Origin of the sequence: Bradyrhizobium sp. YCK136 (assembly GCF_044570075.1) — a bacterium.
In the GTDB taxonomy this organism is placed as follows: Bacteria; Pseudomonadota; Alphaproteobacteria; order Rhizobiales; family Xanthobacteraceae; genus Bradyrhizobium; species Bradyrhizobium diazoefficiens.
The window spans coordinates 9,014,467-9,030,573 of sequence record NZ_CP172424.1 but is presented as its reverse complement, the minus strand read 5'-3'; the positions used below and the strand labels follow the sequence as shown (position 1 = coordinate 9,030,573).

General features: G+C 61.8%; 9 protein-coding genes and 5 pseudogenes. 5 read left to right on the top strand and 9 right to left on the bottom strand.

The features are described from left to right. Positions 1-4: 4 nt before the first annotated feature. From istA (ACFLEY_RS43655) to istA (ACFLEY_RS43635), 5 genes and pseudogenes are all read right to left on the bottom strand, one after another. The gene (gene istA / locus ACFLEY_RS43655; RefSeq protein ID WP_100214066.1) at positions 5-1,762 is read right to left on the bottom strand and encodes an IS21-like element IS1631 family transposase; all 1,758 of its coding nucleotides are present in this window, start codon (positions 1,760-1,762) and stop codon (positions 5-7) included. Between the two features lie 94 nt (positions 1,763-1,856). Next, positions 1,857-2,648: pseudogene (locus tag ACFLEY_RS43650) on the bottom strand (IS1380-like element ISBdi2 family transposase); the annotation flags it as partial. 256 nt (positions 2,649-2,904) lie between these two features. Beyond that, positions 2,905-3,771 (bottom strand): annotated as a pseudogene (locus ACFLEY_RS43645) (IS110 family transposase); the annotation flags it as partial. A 31-nt stretch (positions 3,772-3,802) separates the two neighbouring features. Continuing rightward, positions 3,803-5,114 (bottom strand): annotated as a pseudogene (locus tag ACFLEY_RS43640) (IS256 family transposase). Positions 5,115-5,157: 43 nt separating this feature from the next. Beyond that, positions 5,158-5,844: pseudogene (gene istA, locus ACFLEY_RS43635) on the bottom strand (IS21 family transposase); the annotation flags it as partial. Positions 5,845-5,865: 21 nt separating this feature from the next. On the opposite strand from istA (ACFLEY_RS43635), the pseudogene ACFLEY_RS43630 reads away from it, so the two are divergent. Next, a pseudogene (locus tag ACFLEY_RS43630) lies at positions 5,866-7,177 on the top strand (IS256 family transposase). A gap of 201 nt (positions 7,178-7,378) precedes the next feature. Here the strand turns inward: ACFLEY_RS43630 and tnpC (ACFLEY_RS43625) are convergent. Next, on the bottom strand, positions 7,379-8,923 hold the full coding sequence (gene tnpC / locus ACFLEY_RS43625) for an IS66 family transposase (RefSeq protein WP_224517700.1): 1,545 nt from the start codon (positions 8,921-8,923) through the stop codon (positions 7,379-7,381). A gap of 576 nt (positions 8,924-9,499) precedes the next feature. Between tnpC (ACFLEY_RS43625) and ACFLEY_RS43620 the strand changes: the two genes are divergently transcribed. Then, positions 9,500-11,545 (top strand): recombinase family protein, encoded by a 2,046-nt coding sequence (locus tag ACFLEY_RS43620; protein ID WP_396604441.1) that lies wholly within the window; start codon positions 9,500-9,502, stop codon positions 11,543-11,545. A 28-nt stretch (positions 11,546-11,573) separates the two neighbouring features. Here the strand turns inward: ACFLEY_RS43620 and tnpB (ACFLEY_RS43615) are convergent, their stop codons facing one another. After that, positions 11,574-11,753 (bottom strand): IS66 family insertion sequence element accessory protein TnpB, encoded by a 180-nt coding sequence (gene tnpB, locus ACFLEY_RS43615; RefSeq protein ID WP_396604440.1) that lies wholly within the window; start codon positions 11,751-11,753, stop codon positions 11,574-11,576. A 117-nt stretch (positions 11,754-11,870) separates the two neighbouring features. Here tnpB (ACFLEY_RS43615) and ACFLEY_RS43610 point away from each other — a divergent pair, with 117 nt between their 5' ends. From ACFLEY_RS43610 to tnpC (ACFLEY_RS43600), 3 genes are all read left to right on the top strand, one after another. After that, positions 11,871-12,269, top strand: coding sequence for a transposase (locus tag ACFLEY_RS43610; RefSeq protein ID WP_026192391.1), 399 nt, complete (start codon positions 11,871-11,873; stop codon positions 12,267-12,269). Then, on the top strand, positions 12,266-12,658 hold the full coding sequence (tnpB, locus tag ACFLEY_RS43605) for an IS66 family insertion sequence element accessory protein TnpB (RefSeq protein ID WP_396604439.1): 393 nt from the start codon (positions 12,266-12,268) through the stop codon (positions 12,656-12,658). Before ACFLEY_RS43610 ends, tnpB (ACFLEY_RS43605) begins: the two co-directional genes overlap by 4 nt. A gap of 61 nt (positions 12,659-12,719) precedes the next feature. Further along, the gene (tnpC, locus tag ACFLEY_RS43600; protein ID WP_224517700.1) at positions 12,720-14,264 is read left to right on the top strand and encodes an IS66 family transposase; all 1,545 of its coding nucleotides are present in this window, start codon (positions 12,720-12,722) and stop codon (positions 14,262-14,264) included. Positions 14,265-14,490: 226 nt separating this feature from the next. Here the strand turns inward: tnpC (ACFLEY_RS43600) and ACFLEY_RS43595 are convergent, their stop codons facing one another. Next, positions 14,491-14,889 (bottom strand): transposase, encoded by a 399-nt coding sequence (locus ACFLEY_RS43595; RefSeq protein WP_026192391.1) that lies wholly within the window; start codon positions 14,887-14,889, stop codon positions 14,491-14,493. An 840-nt stretch (positions 14,890-15,729) separates the two neighbouring features. After that, entirely contained in the window at positions 15,730-16,089 is a 360-nt protein-coding gene (locus ACFLEY_RS43590; RefSeq protein WP_060909276.1) for a response regulator transcription factor, read from the bottom strand. Between the last annotated feature and the right edge of the window lie 18 nt (positions 16,090-16,107).

Below are 16,107 nucleotides of genomic sequence, written 5' to 3'. Positions count from 1 at the left end.
GTGGCTAGGTCTCCAGTTTAAGGTGAGAAGGTGCAGCGGGAGCGCTCGTGGCGCCGGAGTTGGCCGGGGTTGCGCAGGCGACACGAGCGCGGATTGCCGTGGCGTGATCGTCGTGAGCCTCGGCCTGCCGACCATTGTCGTCGGCGTCGCGCCGCACAGCGCGGCTGAAGAGGTCGCCGTATTCCGCGGGGGTACGGATCAGCGGATGATCCTGGGTGAGCGGCGATGCCGGCTGTGGCGTCACTCCAACCTGCTCGATCGCCTGTTCGAACAACCGCTCGACGGTCGCACGCACGTGCTTGTAGCGGTAGATGCGGTTGTCGATGGCGTGCGCGCAGGCCTGCTCGACCAGCCGCGCCGGGTACTTCCGGCCCAGCCCGACAATGCCCCACATCGCGCGCTGTCCGGGGCGCCCTTCGGTGTCGAACACCTGCTGGCACAAGGCCCTGGTCTGCGGTCCGATGCGCTCGGCGCTCGCCAGCAGCACGGCGGTTTGCCGCGACGGGTTGAACGGCCGTTCGCTGGTCGGCAGGACGACAGAACCGGGGTGCGCCATCCGGGAATGAACACGCAGCAGCGCACGGGTGTGGCGATCACGGATCTCGATCGTGGTGGTGTAGATGCGCACGACGACCTGGCTGCCGATCGGCGCGGGCCGCGCGGCGTAATAGCTGTTGTCGACGCGTACGGTGGTGTCGTCGCAGACAGTCCGGACGACTTCGGTGAAGATGCGGAAGGGAGCGACAGGCAGCGGCCGCAGGTGCGGCTTCTCTTCCTGGAACATCGCCTCGACCTGACGGCGCGTGCTGCCGTGGATGCGTTTGGAAGCCCAGTTCTCCTCCCAGTGCCTCAAGAACTCGTTTTGCGCCTCCAGCGTCTCGAAGCGCCGTCCGGCCAGCGCAGTGCCCTGGGTATGTTGAATCGCATTCTCGACGCATCCTTTCCGATTTGGATCGGCCACGCGCGCGGGATCGGCGACCACGGCGTAATGAGCCAGCATCGCGCTGTAAATCGGGTTGAGCTGGGGCTCGTACAAATCCGGCTTGAGGACGCCTTCCTTCAGGTTGTCGAGCACGACATAGCTGGGGACCCCGCCAAAATACCGGAACGCCTCTTCGTGGAGCTGCGCCCAGACTTGTTGGCTGGACTTCCAGACTACCCGCCGGAAGCTGCGCCGCGAGTAGCGTAGCGTCATCACGAACAGGCGGGGACGACGGTACCGCCCGCTCTTCGGATCAACCGTCGGCGCGCCCTCGCCATAGTCGACCTGAGCTTCCTCGCCGGGGAGGAACTCAAGACGATCAAACTGCTCAGGATCAGCGTGCCGCAACCGGCGCACAAACCGCTTGACACTCTGGTAGCTGGACGGAAAGCCAAATTGATCAACCAGGTCCTGGTAAATCGCCTGCGCGTTCCGCTTCAGCCGGACCTGTTCTTCGATCCACGTCCGATGCGCTTCGCAAGCCGAACGGGCCAGGCTGCTGGTGACCGTCGCTTCCGATGTCCCAAAAGCCGGTGGTCGGGGTGGAGGAATTTGGCCGTCCGCGCTCACCGAGCCGGTGGTCACTTCCCCGGGGGAATTTGCCTCCGCACCGGCCCGCAGCGCCTGATAACGCCGGATCGTCTTGCGATCGACACCCGTCAGCCGGTGAATCTCGCGCTGGCTGGTGTTGCGATCAAGTAATGTAAGTACGGTGCTTTGCAGATGTCGCTTCAAGACGTTCAACTCCCCGGCCCCTTGCTGGCTAAAGGGGTCGAACATAAACGTCCTGCCTGACCGGCTACTGCTGTTCAGCGGCGCTGACGGCGATCATCAGGTGGGGGAGTTTCAAGTGACCATACCCGGGGGATTTTGACCGACCCACGGGGGTGCCGGACAGACCGAAGATGTAGTCGATGCCGTTGGTCTCGCACCACGCCATGGCCTCCGGCCGGGCATAGTGCCCGTCGCCACGGAACGTAATTCGCGTGTTGTGCCATCGCGTGCGGATATGCCGTACCAGGCGGCGCAGATGGGCACGCACCTCGACGCCGCCCGGCGTCTTGCCGGGCCGCAGCACGACGGCCACGGGCCGGCTCTTCTCCGTGTCGTAGACGTGGATCGGCAGAAAGCAGCGTTCGTCATAATGAGCGTTGAACAGCGAGAGCTGCTGATGGCCGTGGACGACGTCGCAGGTATCATCGATGTCGAGCGTGACGGATGCCGGCTCGTGGGGGTAGCTATCCATCCATGCGTCGACCAAAATGTAGGTCAGCCGGATCACGTCGCGCAGGCGCGGAGCATTCTCCAGCCGCGACAGCGTCGGCTGGGAACACAGATCGCGGCCCGTGTCCGGCAGCCGTCCGCAGGCCAGCTTGAATGCGGGATCGGACCGCAGATGATCGAGGTCGTCGGCGTCCTCGTAGCCGCAGCAGATCGCGAACATGCGCGCGCGGAACATATCGACAAGGCTGTGCACGACCCGCGTCGGATCGCGCCGATCCGGGAACACCCGGGCCAGATTGTCGGCCAAGCCGAGACGCCGCTCGGCCATCGCCAGAAGCATCACGCCCCCGTTCGAGGTTAGGCGCCCACCATCGAAGGCAGCTGTGACTTTCTTGGCGTGAATGGCTGGAAACGAGAAGGGCGGAATCGTATCGTCGGTCATGGCGGGCGTGGCGTTCGCGGTTGGAGGTGATGGGGTTGGCTTCACAACCGAATCCTACGCCGTATCAGCGCTTTACACCACGCTCGCCAGCCTCTCGGGCGCCTCTTACGAATAAGACAGGCTAGATACGCGTGGTTCGTCGGACGACGGCCACTGGGCGTGTAACGGCTTCACCGCATCCACCGTCCCGGCGACGGGACTTCGGGCACCGGGCTTCAGTTCATCCCGGTTGCGTTCTTGATCTCCTCCACGTCTTCTATGCTGCGATTGAGCCCGCTTCGGCCCATCGGTAAGTCGTGCCATCGACCCAGATCCGATGCAGGATCACTGCGAGCTTGCGTGCCAAGGCGACCTTTGCGCGCTTCGAGCCTCTCCGCTTGGCGACGTCCATCCCCCAGCGTTTGAGTTTTGAGAACCGCGTGATGCGCGATAGCAGAACGTTGGCGGCTTCATACAAGGCCGTCCGCACCGTCTCATCGCCGGCCAGCGTGATTCCGCCCGTGACGTCCTTTTCTCCCGATTGATATTTCTTTGGCGTGAGCCCGAACAGCGCGCCTGCTGCCTTTGACTTTACAATGCGATGAGGATCATCAATCGCCGATTTGTAGGTGATGTGCACCAGGGGACCAACGCCTGGTACTGTCATAAGCTGGCGGCAGACTGCATCATCACGCACAATTGCCAGCACAGCCTTGTGTAGTCTTCCGTATTCTGCCTTCAGGGCCGATCGTGCCGAAAGCATCGCACCAGCAATGCGCTCCAATGTCGCCTGGCCTGCAACCAACTCTCGAATCCGCGCTTCGAAATTCCTTCGCGTCACCGGGCCGACCTTCAGACCGAAGCCGCGCAAAATCCCTCGGATACTTAATTCTACATCGATCAGCCGCCCGAGAAGCTGTTTGCGTGCGATCAGGAGTGCCCGGATCTCTTGCGCATCAACCGACTTTGCGTGTACCTGCCGAAACCATCCCATCCGGATCAACTGGGCGATCCCGCGGGCATCCTTGCGATCCGTCTTGACCGTCATTGCAGATAATGCGGCCTTCACATGCCGCGTTTCCAGCAGAACTGTTTCAAATCCTGCACCTTTCAGGCCTGCGTGCAGCCATTGCGACAGCGGCCCGAGCTATGCGGGATTTTGGGTGACGAGGCGATCAGGCGGCGTGGTTTTCCGGCACTTGGATGACCTCGATGCCGTTTTCGAATCTGACACCTGCGCTGACCTTCGTCAACTGATTTGTGCCTTTCAGCCGCCGCCAGGTCTTTGATGCGGCGCAGAGCAGCTTGAACACCATCAACTTGGCAGTCGTTGACGATAACGAACCTTTCGTGCGCACCGTTCTGTGCCGGACCCTCGCGAACACGCTTTCGATGGGATTCGTCGTCCGCAAGTGGTCCCAATGCTCGGCGGGGAATTCGTAGAACGCAAGCATTGCGTCGCGATCTTTCGTCAGGCACTCGACCGTCGTAATTCGCTCCGTATTTCTCGGCAAAGACATCGATCGCCACTTCGGCCGAAGCTCGGTTGGACGCCAAATAGACCTCGCGCAGATCCTTCTTCATGCTGGCCTGTACCGACACTGCGACTTTGTTCAAGATATTCGCGGTTTTGTGACCCAGCACCGCTGATGTCGCGTGGCGGGAAAGACCTCGTCGAGCGCCTTCCAGAAGCCGAGCGCGCCGTCACCGACGGCGATTTCCGGGGCGATCTTCAGCCCACGGGTTTTCGCCTCGACGAGCAGTTCGTGCCAGCTCTGCGTGCTCTCGCGCACGCCGACCTGGAAGCCGATGGGTTCCTTCTTGCCTTCCGGCGTCGCGCCGATCAGCACCAGCATGCATTCGCTGTGGTCTTCCATGCGAGCCTGCAGGAAGACGCCGTCCGCCCACACGTATACGTACCGGCGCGCCGACAGATCGCGCTTCTGCCAACGCTCGTACTCGAGCTGCCACTCCGTCGTCAGTCTGGAAACCACCGCCGGAGAAAGATTCGGCGCATCCTTGCCCAAGAGCGCCGCCAGCGCCTCCTGGAAGTCGCCCGTCGAGATGCCTCGCAGGTACAGAACCGGCAAAAGTGCATCCAAGCTCTTCGTGCGCCGTGCCCACAACGGCAGGATCGCCGAGGTGAAGCGGATCCGCTCGCCATCGCTGGTCACCGCGCGATCGCGAATCTTTACCCGGGCGACTTCGACGGCGCCGATCCCCGTCTGGATCGTCCGCACTGGACCATGGCCGTGCCGCACGAGGCGGTCGCGGCCATCGGGAAGCTTCAAGCCCTTCATCGCGGCGAGAAACGCCTCGGCTTCCATCTCGACAGCCTGCGCAAGCAGCTGCCGAGCACCAGATCGCAAAATATTCGTCAGTGGATCGTCGATCTCATCGGGCTGACGCAGTGGGACAATGTTGCTATGCTCGTTCATGGCGTATCGCTCTCCTTGAGGTTCTGGCAGGCTCGACACCCGCCTCGATACGCCGCCTATCTCATTCCGTCATCACCCAGTTTCCCGCATAGCTCGGCGATTTGCACCGCGACCTCGACCTTCGCCTTGTCTTTTGGGCGCCGCGGCCGTGCGGCGAGAATGGCCGTGCCGTAATGGCTCGCCATCTCGGCATAAGTGCGATTGAGGCCGGGATCGTAGCGGTCGGGGTTGCTGACGGCGGCTTTGAGGTTGTCGCAGACCACGAACGTCGGCGTTCCGCTCAAAAACGTGAACAGGTTGACGTGGGCCCGGATCCAGTCGGCCAAGCTCTCGCTGGGGCAGGCCTCGGCGTAGGTGTAGTTCGAAGCGCCCATCGCCGCGACGAACAGCTTCATCGGCTGCACTTCCCCGGTCAGGGGATCGACGATGTCGATGGTGTCGCCGGCGAAATCCACGAACACCTTCTCGCCGCCCAGATGAATCTGCCGCATCGAAGGTCGGACCCGCCCCTTCCAGGCCTCGTAGGTAGTGCAGAACCACGTGTACCCGAAACCGTCGGGATTAACGGCGCGATACTCCTCACAGAGCAGGCGACGGGTTACGTTGCGCCGGCGGAGCTCCTTATCGATGTAGCTCCAGTCGGGCACCGGCCGCTGCGGGCTCTGAGACGCTGGTCGTGGGGCCGGGAAAAGCAAAAGCTCCAGGTCTTCATCGGTCTTTCCCTCCGGAAGCGGCCAGCTCAACCCAGCAGACGGAGCTATGCGGGAAACTGGGTGATGACGGAATGAGATAGGCGGCGTATCGAGGCGGGTGTCGAGCCTGCCAGAACCTCAAGGAGAGCGATACGCCATGAACGAGCATAGCAACATTGTCCCACTGCGTCAGCCCGATGAGATCGACGATCCACTGACGAATATTTTGCGATCTGGTGCTCGGCAGCTGCTTGCGCAGGCTGTCGAGATGGAAGCCGAGGCGTTTCTCGCCGCGATGAAGGGCTTGAAGCTTCCCGATGGCCGCGACCGCCTCGTGCGGCACGGCCATGGTCCAGTGCGGACGATCCAGACGGGGATCGGCGCCGTCGAAGTCGCCCGGGTAAAGATTCGCGATCGCGCGGTGACCAGCGATGGCGAGCGGATCCGCTTCACCTCGGCGATCCTGCCGTTGTGGGCACGGCGCACGAAGAGCTTGGATGCACTTTTGCCGGTTCTGTACCTGCGAGGCATCTCGACGGGCGACTTCCAGGAGGCGCTGGCGGCGCTCTTGGGCAAGGATGCGCCGAATCTTTCTCCGGCGGTGGTTTCCAGACTGACGACGGAGTGGCAGCTCGAGTACGAGCGTTGGCAGAAGCGCGATCTGTCGGCGCGCCGGTACGTATACGTGTGGGCGGACGGCGTCTTCCTGCAGGCTCGCATGGAAGACCACAGCGAATGCATGCTGGTGCTGATCGGCGCGACGCCGGAAGGCAAGAAGGAACCCATCGGCTTCCAGGTCGGCGTGCGCGAGAGCACGCAGAGCTGGCACGAACTGCTCGTCGAGGCGAAAACCCGTGGGCTGAAGATCGCCCCGGAAATCGCCGTCGGTGACGGCGCGCTCGGCTTCTGGAAGGCGCTCGACGAGGTCTTTCCCGCCACGCGACATCAGCGGTGCTGGGTCACAAAACCGCGAATATCTTGAACAAAGTCGCAGTGTCGGTACAGGCCAGCATGAAGAAGGATCTGCGCGAGGTCTATTTGGCGTCCAACCGAGCTTCGGCCGAAGTGGCGATCGATGTCTTTGCCGAGAAATACGGAGCGAATTACGACGGTCGAGTGCCTGACGAAAGATCGCGACGCAATGCTTGCGTTCTACGAATTCCCCGCCGAGCATTGGGACCACTTGCGGACGACGAATCCCATCGAAAGCGTGTTCGCGAGGGTCCGGCACAGAACGGTGCGCACGAAAGGTTCGTTATCGTCAACGACTGCCAAGTTGATGGTGTTCAAGCTGCTCTGCGCCGCATCAAAGACCTGGCGGCGGCTGAAAGGCACAAATCAGTTGACGAAGGTCAGCGCAGGTGTCAGATTCGAAAACGGCATCGAGGTCATCCAAGTGCCGGAAAACCACGCCGCCTGATCGCCTCGTCACCCAAAATCCCGCATAGCTCAGACGAACTTAGGTTACGTTCTGAACAGGAGACATCAATGCTGTCTCCTCGGTCCTCCGTAAGCGACGTTCGCGTCCCATTCGCAAAGGTTTGGCGTGGGGATTGCAGTCTGTTGATCAACGTGTTTGCAAATCGTTGGCGGGGGGTATGGAGGCGGCAACGACGGAGAATTACGAGGTGCGGCCGAACGACCAGGGCAGGAGCTCGTCGATCCGGGACTGCGGGTGACCGGTTGCGATCGCTTTGAGCGTCGCTTTCATCCAGACGTAGGGCTCCACGCTGTTGATTTTGCAGGTGGCGATGAGCGAAGCTATGCGCGCCCATGAACGACCACCTTCGTCGTGACCAGCAAATAAACTATTTTTACGCGTCAGAGTCAGCGGCCTGATTTGATTTTCGACGGGATTGGTGTCCATCTCAACGCAACCATCGTCGAGAAACAAGGTGAGGCCATCCCAATGGTTCAGGAGATAGGCGATCGCCTTGCCCATCTCGCTGCCCGGCGACAGGCGAGCGGCTTGCTCGCGCAGAAACCTCTCGAGTTCAGCGACGAGCGGCCGTGATCGCTCGTTACGGGTCGTTTGCCGAGCCGGGGCGTCGGCGCCACGGATCTCCTTCTCGATCGCATAGAGTGCGGCGATGCGCGCGAGAACGGCTTCGGCGATGGGTGAGCCGGCTTTCGGAGTCGCTGCGATGATCTTGCGCCTTGAGTGGGACCAACATGCGGCCAGCCGCAGCGGCACGCCGCCTTTGCGCTTGGGCCGTGCGAGCCGATGATAGCCCTGGTATCCGTCGACCTGAAGGATGCCGTCGAAGCCCTCGAGGATGCGCTCAGCATGGTCACCACCGCGTCCTGGCGCGTAGTGGTAGACCACGATTGGTGGATCAGCGCCGCCGTGGCCGCGATCGTCGCGCAGGACAGCCCACAGATAGCCGGTCTTCGTTCGGCCCCGGCCCGGATCGAGCACAGGCGCCCTGGTCTCGTCTATGAACAAGCGGCCCGATTGCTTCATCACGACGCTCATGCGCTCGACCAGCGGCGCGAGGTGGAAGGCGACCGTTCCCATCCAGTCTGCCAGAACGGCGCGATCGATGAAGATGCCATGCCGAGCCAGAACCTGCGACTGACGATAGAGTGGCATGTGCTCGCTGAACTTGGCGACCGCCACCTGCGCCAGCAGCGCCTCGGTGGGGATGCCACCCTCCACGAGATGGGCGGGCGCCGGCGCCTGAGCAACACCGGTGCAGCCCTTTGCGCAGGCGTAGCGCGGTCGCACCGTCTCGATCACACGATACTGGGCGGCCATGACATCGAGACGGCGGGAGCGATCCTCGCCGATCTGGACCATCCGGCCGCAGCCGCAGGGACACTCGAGGTTCTCGGGTTCGATCACCTGCTCGATGCGCGGCAGGTGCGCGGGAAAGGCACGGGCAGCGCGCCTGGTCCGGCGGCTGGACGGCGCCGTGCCGGCGCGGCGCGCACGATCGTCCTGGCGTTCCTGGACTTCGGCGATGGCAATCTCGATGTCCTCGAGAACCAGTTGCATCTGATCGGGATTGAACTTTTCCGAGCGTTTACCGAAACGTGCGCGCTCGTACTCCTTCACGAGCAGTTCGAGGCGTTCGACGCTCTCTTTGGACGCAGCCAGTTCACTCTCGACATGAAGGCGCGCCGAGCATTCATCGTCTGCGCGACGACGCTCGGCTTCAATCATCGCTTCCTGCGCGCGGAAGAGCGCGCGCAAATCGGCGGGCAGCGCTGCAAGACGGGCGGGATCAATGGGGGACGGCGGCACATCCGCAAGCTATCATCCCAAAGCCCCGCGCGAAACAGGTTGTCGGGTCTGAGTCAGTTCGCCGCAGCTGGCGTCGTCGCGACAATCCGTTCGCCCACTCGCTTCCTCGAGGGGATTGAGGAATGTCCCTGATAGTGAGTCTGACGAATCATTTCCGGAGGTGGTCGAGGTTCGGGACCCCCACCATCCTTTGTGGGGGCGCTCATATCGAGTGATTAGGAAGATCGGTCAGCGAGGCCGAGGCATTCCCGCTTCGTATGAAGTTGAGTATCGCGCAGGAAGCAGTCTTCTGATTCAAGCAACCGCAATCGAATATTATGAGCAAGAGGCAAATCAGATTAAGCTGAGTATGGAGGCTCTACTCGAGCTTTTATCGACAGCGGATTGTCCCGACGCACATGAGCATGGATCCAGCCGATCTTTGGTCGACGCTGACGCCCGCGCTCCGACGCCAGATCGTCGAAGACGTCGCCGCAATTTTGGCGGAGATCCCTCATGAAGTCCGAGCTGGTCACACCAAGCCACTTGGCGCGCAAAGCCGTAGTCTACATCCGGCAGTCGACGCCCCATCAGGTCGTAAGCAATCAGGAGAGCCTGCGCCTTCAATACGCGCTTCGCCAGCGCGCCCGCGAACTCGGATGGCGTGAGGCGGCCATCGACGTGATTGATGCCGATCTCGGGTTGAGCGGCGCGTCTATAGCACAGCGTAACGGCTTCAAGGAACTCGTTGGCCGTGTTGGCCTGAGTGAAGTGGGACTCATCCTGTCGATCGACGTGACCCGCTTGGCGCGTAATTGTACCGACTGGTATCCGCTCCTGGATATCTGTGGTCTACGTGGCTGCCTGATCGCCGACCGCGATGGTGTCTATGATCCGGGCACTCCCAACGGACGGTTGCTTCTCGGGCTGAAGGGTTCGATCTCCGAGCTTGAGCTACATACGATCCGCAGCCGGCTGACCGCCGGCCTGCTGGCCAAAGCCGAACGCGGCGAACTTGCGGTTATGCTGCCAATCGGGCTGATGCGGGACCCGAGCGGTGTGGTCGTTAAGGATCCCGACATGGCCGTGCAAGGGCGGCTCGGTCTCGTCTTCCAGTTATTCCTGCAGCTGCGCAGCGTTGCCAAGGTCATGCGAGCGTTGAACGAGCGTGACCTGGAACTGCCGCGTCGTGATCGATATGGCGATTTGTGCTGGACGCGCGCGACGCTGGCTGCCGTCGCGGCGATCTTGAAGAACCCCGCATACGCGGGCGCCTTTGTCTATGGACGAACCCGCTTCCGGCCGCCGAAGCGGGAGGGGGCCCTGCCACAAAAGGCTCCGCGGCCGATGGAGGAGTGGCGGATCGTCGTTAAAGATCGATATCCAGCCTATATCGACTGGCCAATTTATGAAAAAATCCGATCCGTCATCAGAGATAACCGAGCCGAATACATGCGCATCAAAACCCGCGGCGCGCCTCGCAATGGCGAGCTCCTGCTCCACGGCATTGCCTGGTGCGCACGATGTGGCCATAAGATGTACGTCCGCTACAAGGGCGGCGGCGAATATGTATGCAATCACCTGCGTACCCAGGAAGGTCAGCCAACCTGCCAACACATCCGCGCCGCCCATATCGATGCAGCCGTTGGCGACGCATTCCTAACCGCACTAGCGCCGGCCGAACTCGATGCCTTGTCGCGCTCCCGCCGGGTGCAGCAGCAGACGAACAATGCGCTACGCTCCAGTGCAGAACGAGAGCTCGAGCGCAAGCGATACACGGCGGCGCTCGCCGAACGGCAGTTCAACCGAGCTGATCCAGATAATCGGTTGGTCGCCTCGGAACTCGAGCGTCGATGGGAAGCGGCGCTAAACGACGTGCGCGCCGCCGAAGAGGCGCTTGCCCGACAGACGCCGCCCAAAGCCATCACACAAGTGGCCATAAGCAAGGAGCTCAACGACAAGGTCATCAGCCTCACCGGCCGCCTCCCGCAGATATGGGGTGACGAGACTATCTCGGATGCGCATCGCAAGGCGTTGTTGCGATGTCTCATCGAAAAGGTCGTTCTCGACCGCGGTGAGCGCGACTTGGCCCTGGCTAGGATCGTCTGGCGGGGAGGCGCCGTGACGGAGCTCGAAGTGAAGATGAGCGTCAACTCCGTCACCAGATTGACGCGAGGCACAGAGATGCGGGAACGCCTTCTGACGCTCGCTCGCGACGGCGTCCCAGACGACAAGATCGCCACAATCCTTACTCGGGAAGGTCACCGCTCTCCCCGTTGCGCCGATAAGGTGCTGCCTATCACCGTTGGGCGGCTCCGTCGTGCCGCCGCCATCAAGGTAACTGCCCAGCGCAGCCGATGGGAGCATGACGACTCATACCTCAGCCCGCCCGAACTGGCCCGAAGGCTCGAGATTCCAGTAAACTGGCTCTATGTTCAGATCCGAACCAAGCGTTTGCTAATTGATCGCCAGCCCAGCGGCGCCTATCTCTTCCCGAATACACCATCGTTCTTCACGCCATCGGAGACCTTCGAAACCACGTCATCGCGCAACTTGATCTAAGAATCTGTCAGCCTAACAAGGAGGGGCATCAACATGGGTGATCGAACAGCGCTTCGAACTGCACGCGCGTCAGATGCATGACGCCGTCGCTGATCTGCGGCCACTCGAAACGACCATCGCGGCCAAGGCGCTTGTAGACCAAAACGAGGCCCGTGCCGTCCCATAGCAAAATCTTCAGCCGGTCGGCGCGCTTCGAACGAAAAACCACGATCAGGCCCGAATGCGGAGTAAGCGGAGCTTTTCTCCCATTTGATTGACTGGTTTCGCTTCGGCTTTCGCTCTGCGATCCTTGGCTTGTCAGAGAGCCGAGAGGAGACTGAAGGCGATGGAACAATCGGGGGAGGAAGCCGAAGCTGATGGCTTTGTGGGGAAGCTTACGCGCCGGACGCGTTCTGGAGGCCGGTTATGGTCTGCGGAGATCAAGGGGCGCGCTGTTTTCGAGAGCATGAAGCCCGACGCCCGGGTATGTGATGTCGCACGGCGTTATGGTGTGAAGGCCCAGCAGTTGACGACGTGGCGCAGATTGGCGCGTGCTGGCCGGCTCGCATTGGTCACGGACGACGCGGCGGATTTCGTGTCGATCGAGCTGAGCGATCCAGTGGCGTCAGGCAAGAGCGAGGGGCCCGTCGAGATTACGATTGGCAAGGTTTCGGTCCGCCTGGATGCGGACGTGTCGGCGGTGCGGATCGCGGAGATCGTGACTGCGATCGAGCGCGGCGCATGATCATTCCGGCGCAGGGACTGCGGATTGTGCTTGCTGTGCGTCCTGTTGACTTCCGGTGCGGGCACGACGCGCTGGCCGGTCTTGTGCAAAACACGCTTGGGCTCGATCCGCATTCGGGCCTGATCGTGGTTTTTCGTTCGAAGCGCGCCGACCGGCTGAAGATTTTGCTATGGGACGGCACGGGCCTCGTTTTGGTCTACAAGCGCCTTGGCCGCGATGGTCGTTTCGAGTGGCCGCAGATCAGCGACGGCGTCATGCATCTGACGCGCGTTGAGTGGGCGAACGGATTGTCGCGACGCCAGCTGCGGCGAACTGACTCAGACCCGCCAACCTGTTTCGCGCGGGGCTTTGGGATGATAGCTTGCGGATGTGCCGCCGTCCCCCATTGATCCCGCCCGTCTTGCAGCGCTGCCCGCCGATTTGCGCGCGCTCTTCCGCGCGCAGGAAGCGATGATTGAAGCCGAGCGTCGTCGCGCAGACGATGAATGCTCGGCGCGCCTTCATGTCGAGAGTGAACTGGCTGCGTCCAAAGAGAGCGTCGAACGCCTCGAACTGCTCGTGAAGGAGTACGAGCGCGCACGTTTCGGTAAACGCTCGGAAAAGTTCAATCCCGATCAGATGCAACTGGTTCTCGAGGACATCGAGATTGCCATCGCCGAAGTCCAGGAACGCCAGGACGATCGTGCGCGCCGCGCCGGCACGGCGCCGTCCAGCCGCCGGACCAGGCGCGCTGCCCGTGCCTTTCCCGCGCACCTGCCGCGCATCGAGCAGGTGATCGAACCCGAGAACCTCGAGTGTCCCTGCGGCTGCGGCCGGATGGTCCAGATCGGCGAGGATCGCTCCCGCCGTCTCGATGTCATGGCCGCCCAGTATCGTGTGATCGAGACGGTGCGACCGCGCTACGCCTGCGCAAAGGGCTGCACCGGTGTTGCTCAGGCGCCGGCGCCCGCCCATCTCGTGGAGGGTGGCATCCCCACCGAGGCGCTGCTGGCGCAGGTGGCGGTCGCCAAGTTCAGCGAGCACATGCCACTCTATCGTCAGTCGCAGGTTCTGGCTCGGCATGGCATCTTCATCGATCGCGCCGTTCTGGCAGACTGGATGGGAACGGTCGCCTTCCACCTCGCGCCGCTGGTCGAGCGCATGAGCGTCGTGATGAAGCAATCGGGCCGCTTGTTCATAGACGAGACCAGGGCGCCTGTGCTCGATCCGGGCCGGGGCCGAACGAAGACCGGCTATCTGTGGGCTGTCCTGCGCGACGATCGCGGCCACGGCGGCGCTGATCCACCAATCGTGGTCTACCACTACGCGCCAGGACGCGGTGGTGACCATGCTGAGCGCATCCTCGAGGGCTTCGACGGCATCCTTCAGGTCGACGGATACCAGGGCTATCATCGGCTCGCACGGCCCAAGCGCAAAGGCGGCGTGCCGCTGCGGCTGGCCGCATGTTGGTCCCACTCAAGGCGCAAGATCATCGCAGCGACTCCGAAAGCCGGCTCACCCATCGCCGAAGCCGTTCTCGCGCGCATCGCCGCACTCTATGCGATCGAGAAGGAGATCCGTGGCGCCGACGCCCCGGCTCGGCAAACGACCCGTAACGAGCGATCACGGCCGCTCGTCGCTGAACTCGAGAGGTTTCTGCGCGAGCAAGCCGCTCGCCTGTCGCCGGGCAGCGAGATGGGCAAGGCGATCGCCTATCTCCTGAACCATTGGGATGGCCTCACCTTGTTTCTCGACGATGGTTGCGTTGAGATGGACACCAATCCCGTCGAAAATCAAATCAGGCCGCTGACTCTGACGCGTAAAAATAGTTTATTTGCTGGTCACGACGAAGGTGGTCGTTCATGGGCGCGCATAGCTTCGCTCATCGCCACCTGCAAAATCAACAGCGTGGAGCCCTACGTCTGGATGAAAGCGACGCTCAAAGCGATCGCAACCGGTCACCCGCAGTCCCGGATCGACGAGCTCCTGCCCTGGTCGTTCGGCCGCACCTCGTAATTCTCCGTCGTTGCCGCCTCCATACCCCCCGCCAACGATTTGCAAACACGTTGATCAACAGACTGCAATCCCCACGCCAAACCTTTGCGAATGGGACGCGAACGTCGCTTACAATGCGGATCGAGCCCAAGCGTGTTTTGCACAAGACCGGCCAGCGCGTCGTGCCCGCACCGGAAGTCAACAGGACGCACAGCAAGCACAATCCGCAGTCCCTGCGCCGGAATGATCATGCGCCGCGCTCGATCGCAGTCACGATCTCCGCGATCCGCACCGCCGACACGTCCGCATCCAGGCGGACCGAAACCTTGCCAATCGTAATCTCGACGGGCCCCTCGCTCTTGCCTGACGCCACTGGATCGCTCAGCTCGATCGACACGAAATCCGCCGCGTCGTCCGTGACCAATGCGAGCCGGCCAGCACGCGCCAATCTGCGCCACGTCGTCAACTGCTGGGCCTTCACACCATAACGCCGTGCGACATCACATACCCGGGCGTCGGGCTTCATGCTCTCGAAAACAGCGCGCCCCTTGATCTCCGCAGACCATAACCGGCCTCCAGAACGCGTCCGGCGCGTAAGCTTCCCCACAAAGCCATCAGCTTCGGCTTCCTCCCCCGATTGTTCCATCGCCTTCAGTCTCCTCTCGGCTCTCTGACAAGCCAAGGATCGCAGAGCGAAAGCCGAAGCGAAACCAGTCAATCAAATGGGAGAAAAGCTCCGCTTACGGTCCTCCTTAGCTTAGCAGTTGCTGACTGATTTGTTTGCCTTAAGAAATTGGGGGCTACAGTACAAACCAGTTGCTGCCGATGCTCGCTGCGGCGAGGACACCTGTGTGATAGCCCGGCCGTGGTGGGGACGTGTTGCGCCGAGCACGTTTGACGGGTTGGACCAGAGGTCTGCCACACATGATGTGGGAGCTTGACGATAGCCGGCGCGCTGGGAATCGATAACGAAGCGGCGGCCCTATAGACAAGTCCAACCCGCACGCGTCAGCGGACGTAACAATTCCTTGGGCTGGGCATCGTTCAAAGCGCTTTCACCGGAAAAGCGGTGACCAAGACATGAGGGGCGTCCTGGCGAAGCTCCATTTCGTCGTCACCGCGGCTGGGCTGAGCACAACCAATCTCGTGCTTGCCGAGCGCTCTCGGGAACCGCTCTGCAATGGAGCATATAACTTCGCTCCAGGTGGAGTTAAATGCTAGGGGCGCTGATCGCTCTGGGCCGGCATTACTTTGATCACGACCTGGAATGAATCGAGCCGGCGTACCCTCCGTCTCTCGCAAGGTCAAAGGTTGTTTTGCAGCCGACAGTAGCCGGTAAAGCTTTGGCGGGCAAGAATTAGCTCCTAATAACGTTAGGGCAGGTCGCGGTTCCGGCCGCAAAGAGGTTGCCCGGTGCGTGATCGTCGTTAGATCGGACAAGAACGCGCAGTTGATCGAATCAGATGCGGCCTCGGTCGCCATATGCCTACAGTGCGCTGTCGAGACACTTGAGTAACTCTTGTACGCCGAATGGTTTGGCGAGGAAGCCGATCGCTCCGGCGTCCAAGGCTGACGCGCGTACGCGCTCGTTGGGGAAAGCTGTAATGAAAATGAAGGGTGCTTGGTAACCACGCGTCCGCATCTCTGCCAGCAGCTCCAGCCCGCTCATCGCTGCCATCTGCACATCAGTTATGACGCAGGATATCTCGTTCAACCGCGGCGACCGCAGGAGCGCCTCGGCCGAGGCAAATATCTGCACGACGTAGCCACGCGATTTCAAAAGGTTTTCTGTCGCCGCACGGACCGAGGGGTCGTCGTCAACGACGGAAATCAAAGGCGTGGACAAGATGAGCCCTCCCGACGC

Excerpts from the sequence above, each read along its gene's own strand:
- istA (WP_100214066.1), bottom strand. The coding sequence starts at position 1,762 with ATGTTCGACCCCTTTAGCCAGCAAGGGGCCGGGGAGTTGAACGTCTTG.
- tnpC (WP_224517700.1), bottom strand. The coding sequence starts at position 8,923 with ATGATTGAAGCCGAGCGTCGTCGCGCAGACGATGAATGCTCGGCGCGC.
- ACFLEY_RS43620 (WP_396604441.1), top strand. The coding sequence starts at position 9,500 with ATGAAGTCCGAGCTGGTCACACCAAGCCACTTGGCGCGCAAAGCCGTA.
- ACFLEY_RS43610 (WP_026192391.1), top strand. The coding sequence starts at position 11,871 with ATGGAACAATCGGGGGAGGAAGCCGAAGCTGATGGCTTTGTGGGGAAG.
- tnpB (WP_396604439.1), top strand. The coding sequence starts at position 12,266 with ATGATCATTCCGGCGCAGGGACTGCGGATTGTGCTTGCTGTGCGTCCT.
- tnpC (WP_224517700.1), top strand. The coding sequence starts at position 12,720 with ATGATTGAAGCCGAGCGTCGTCGCGCAGACGATGAATGCTCGGCGCGC.
- ACFLEY_RS43595 (WP_026192391.1), bottom strand. The coding sequence starts at position 14,889 with ATGGAACAATCGGGGGAGGAAGCCGAAGCTGATGGCTTTGTGGGGAAG.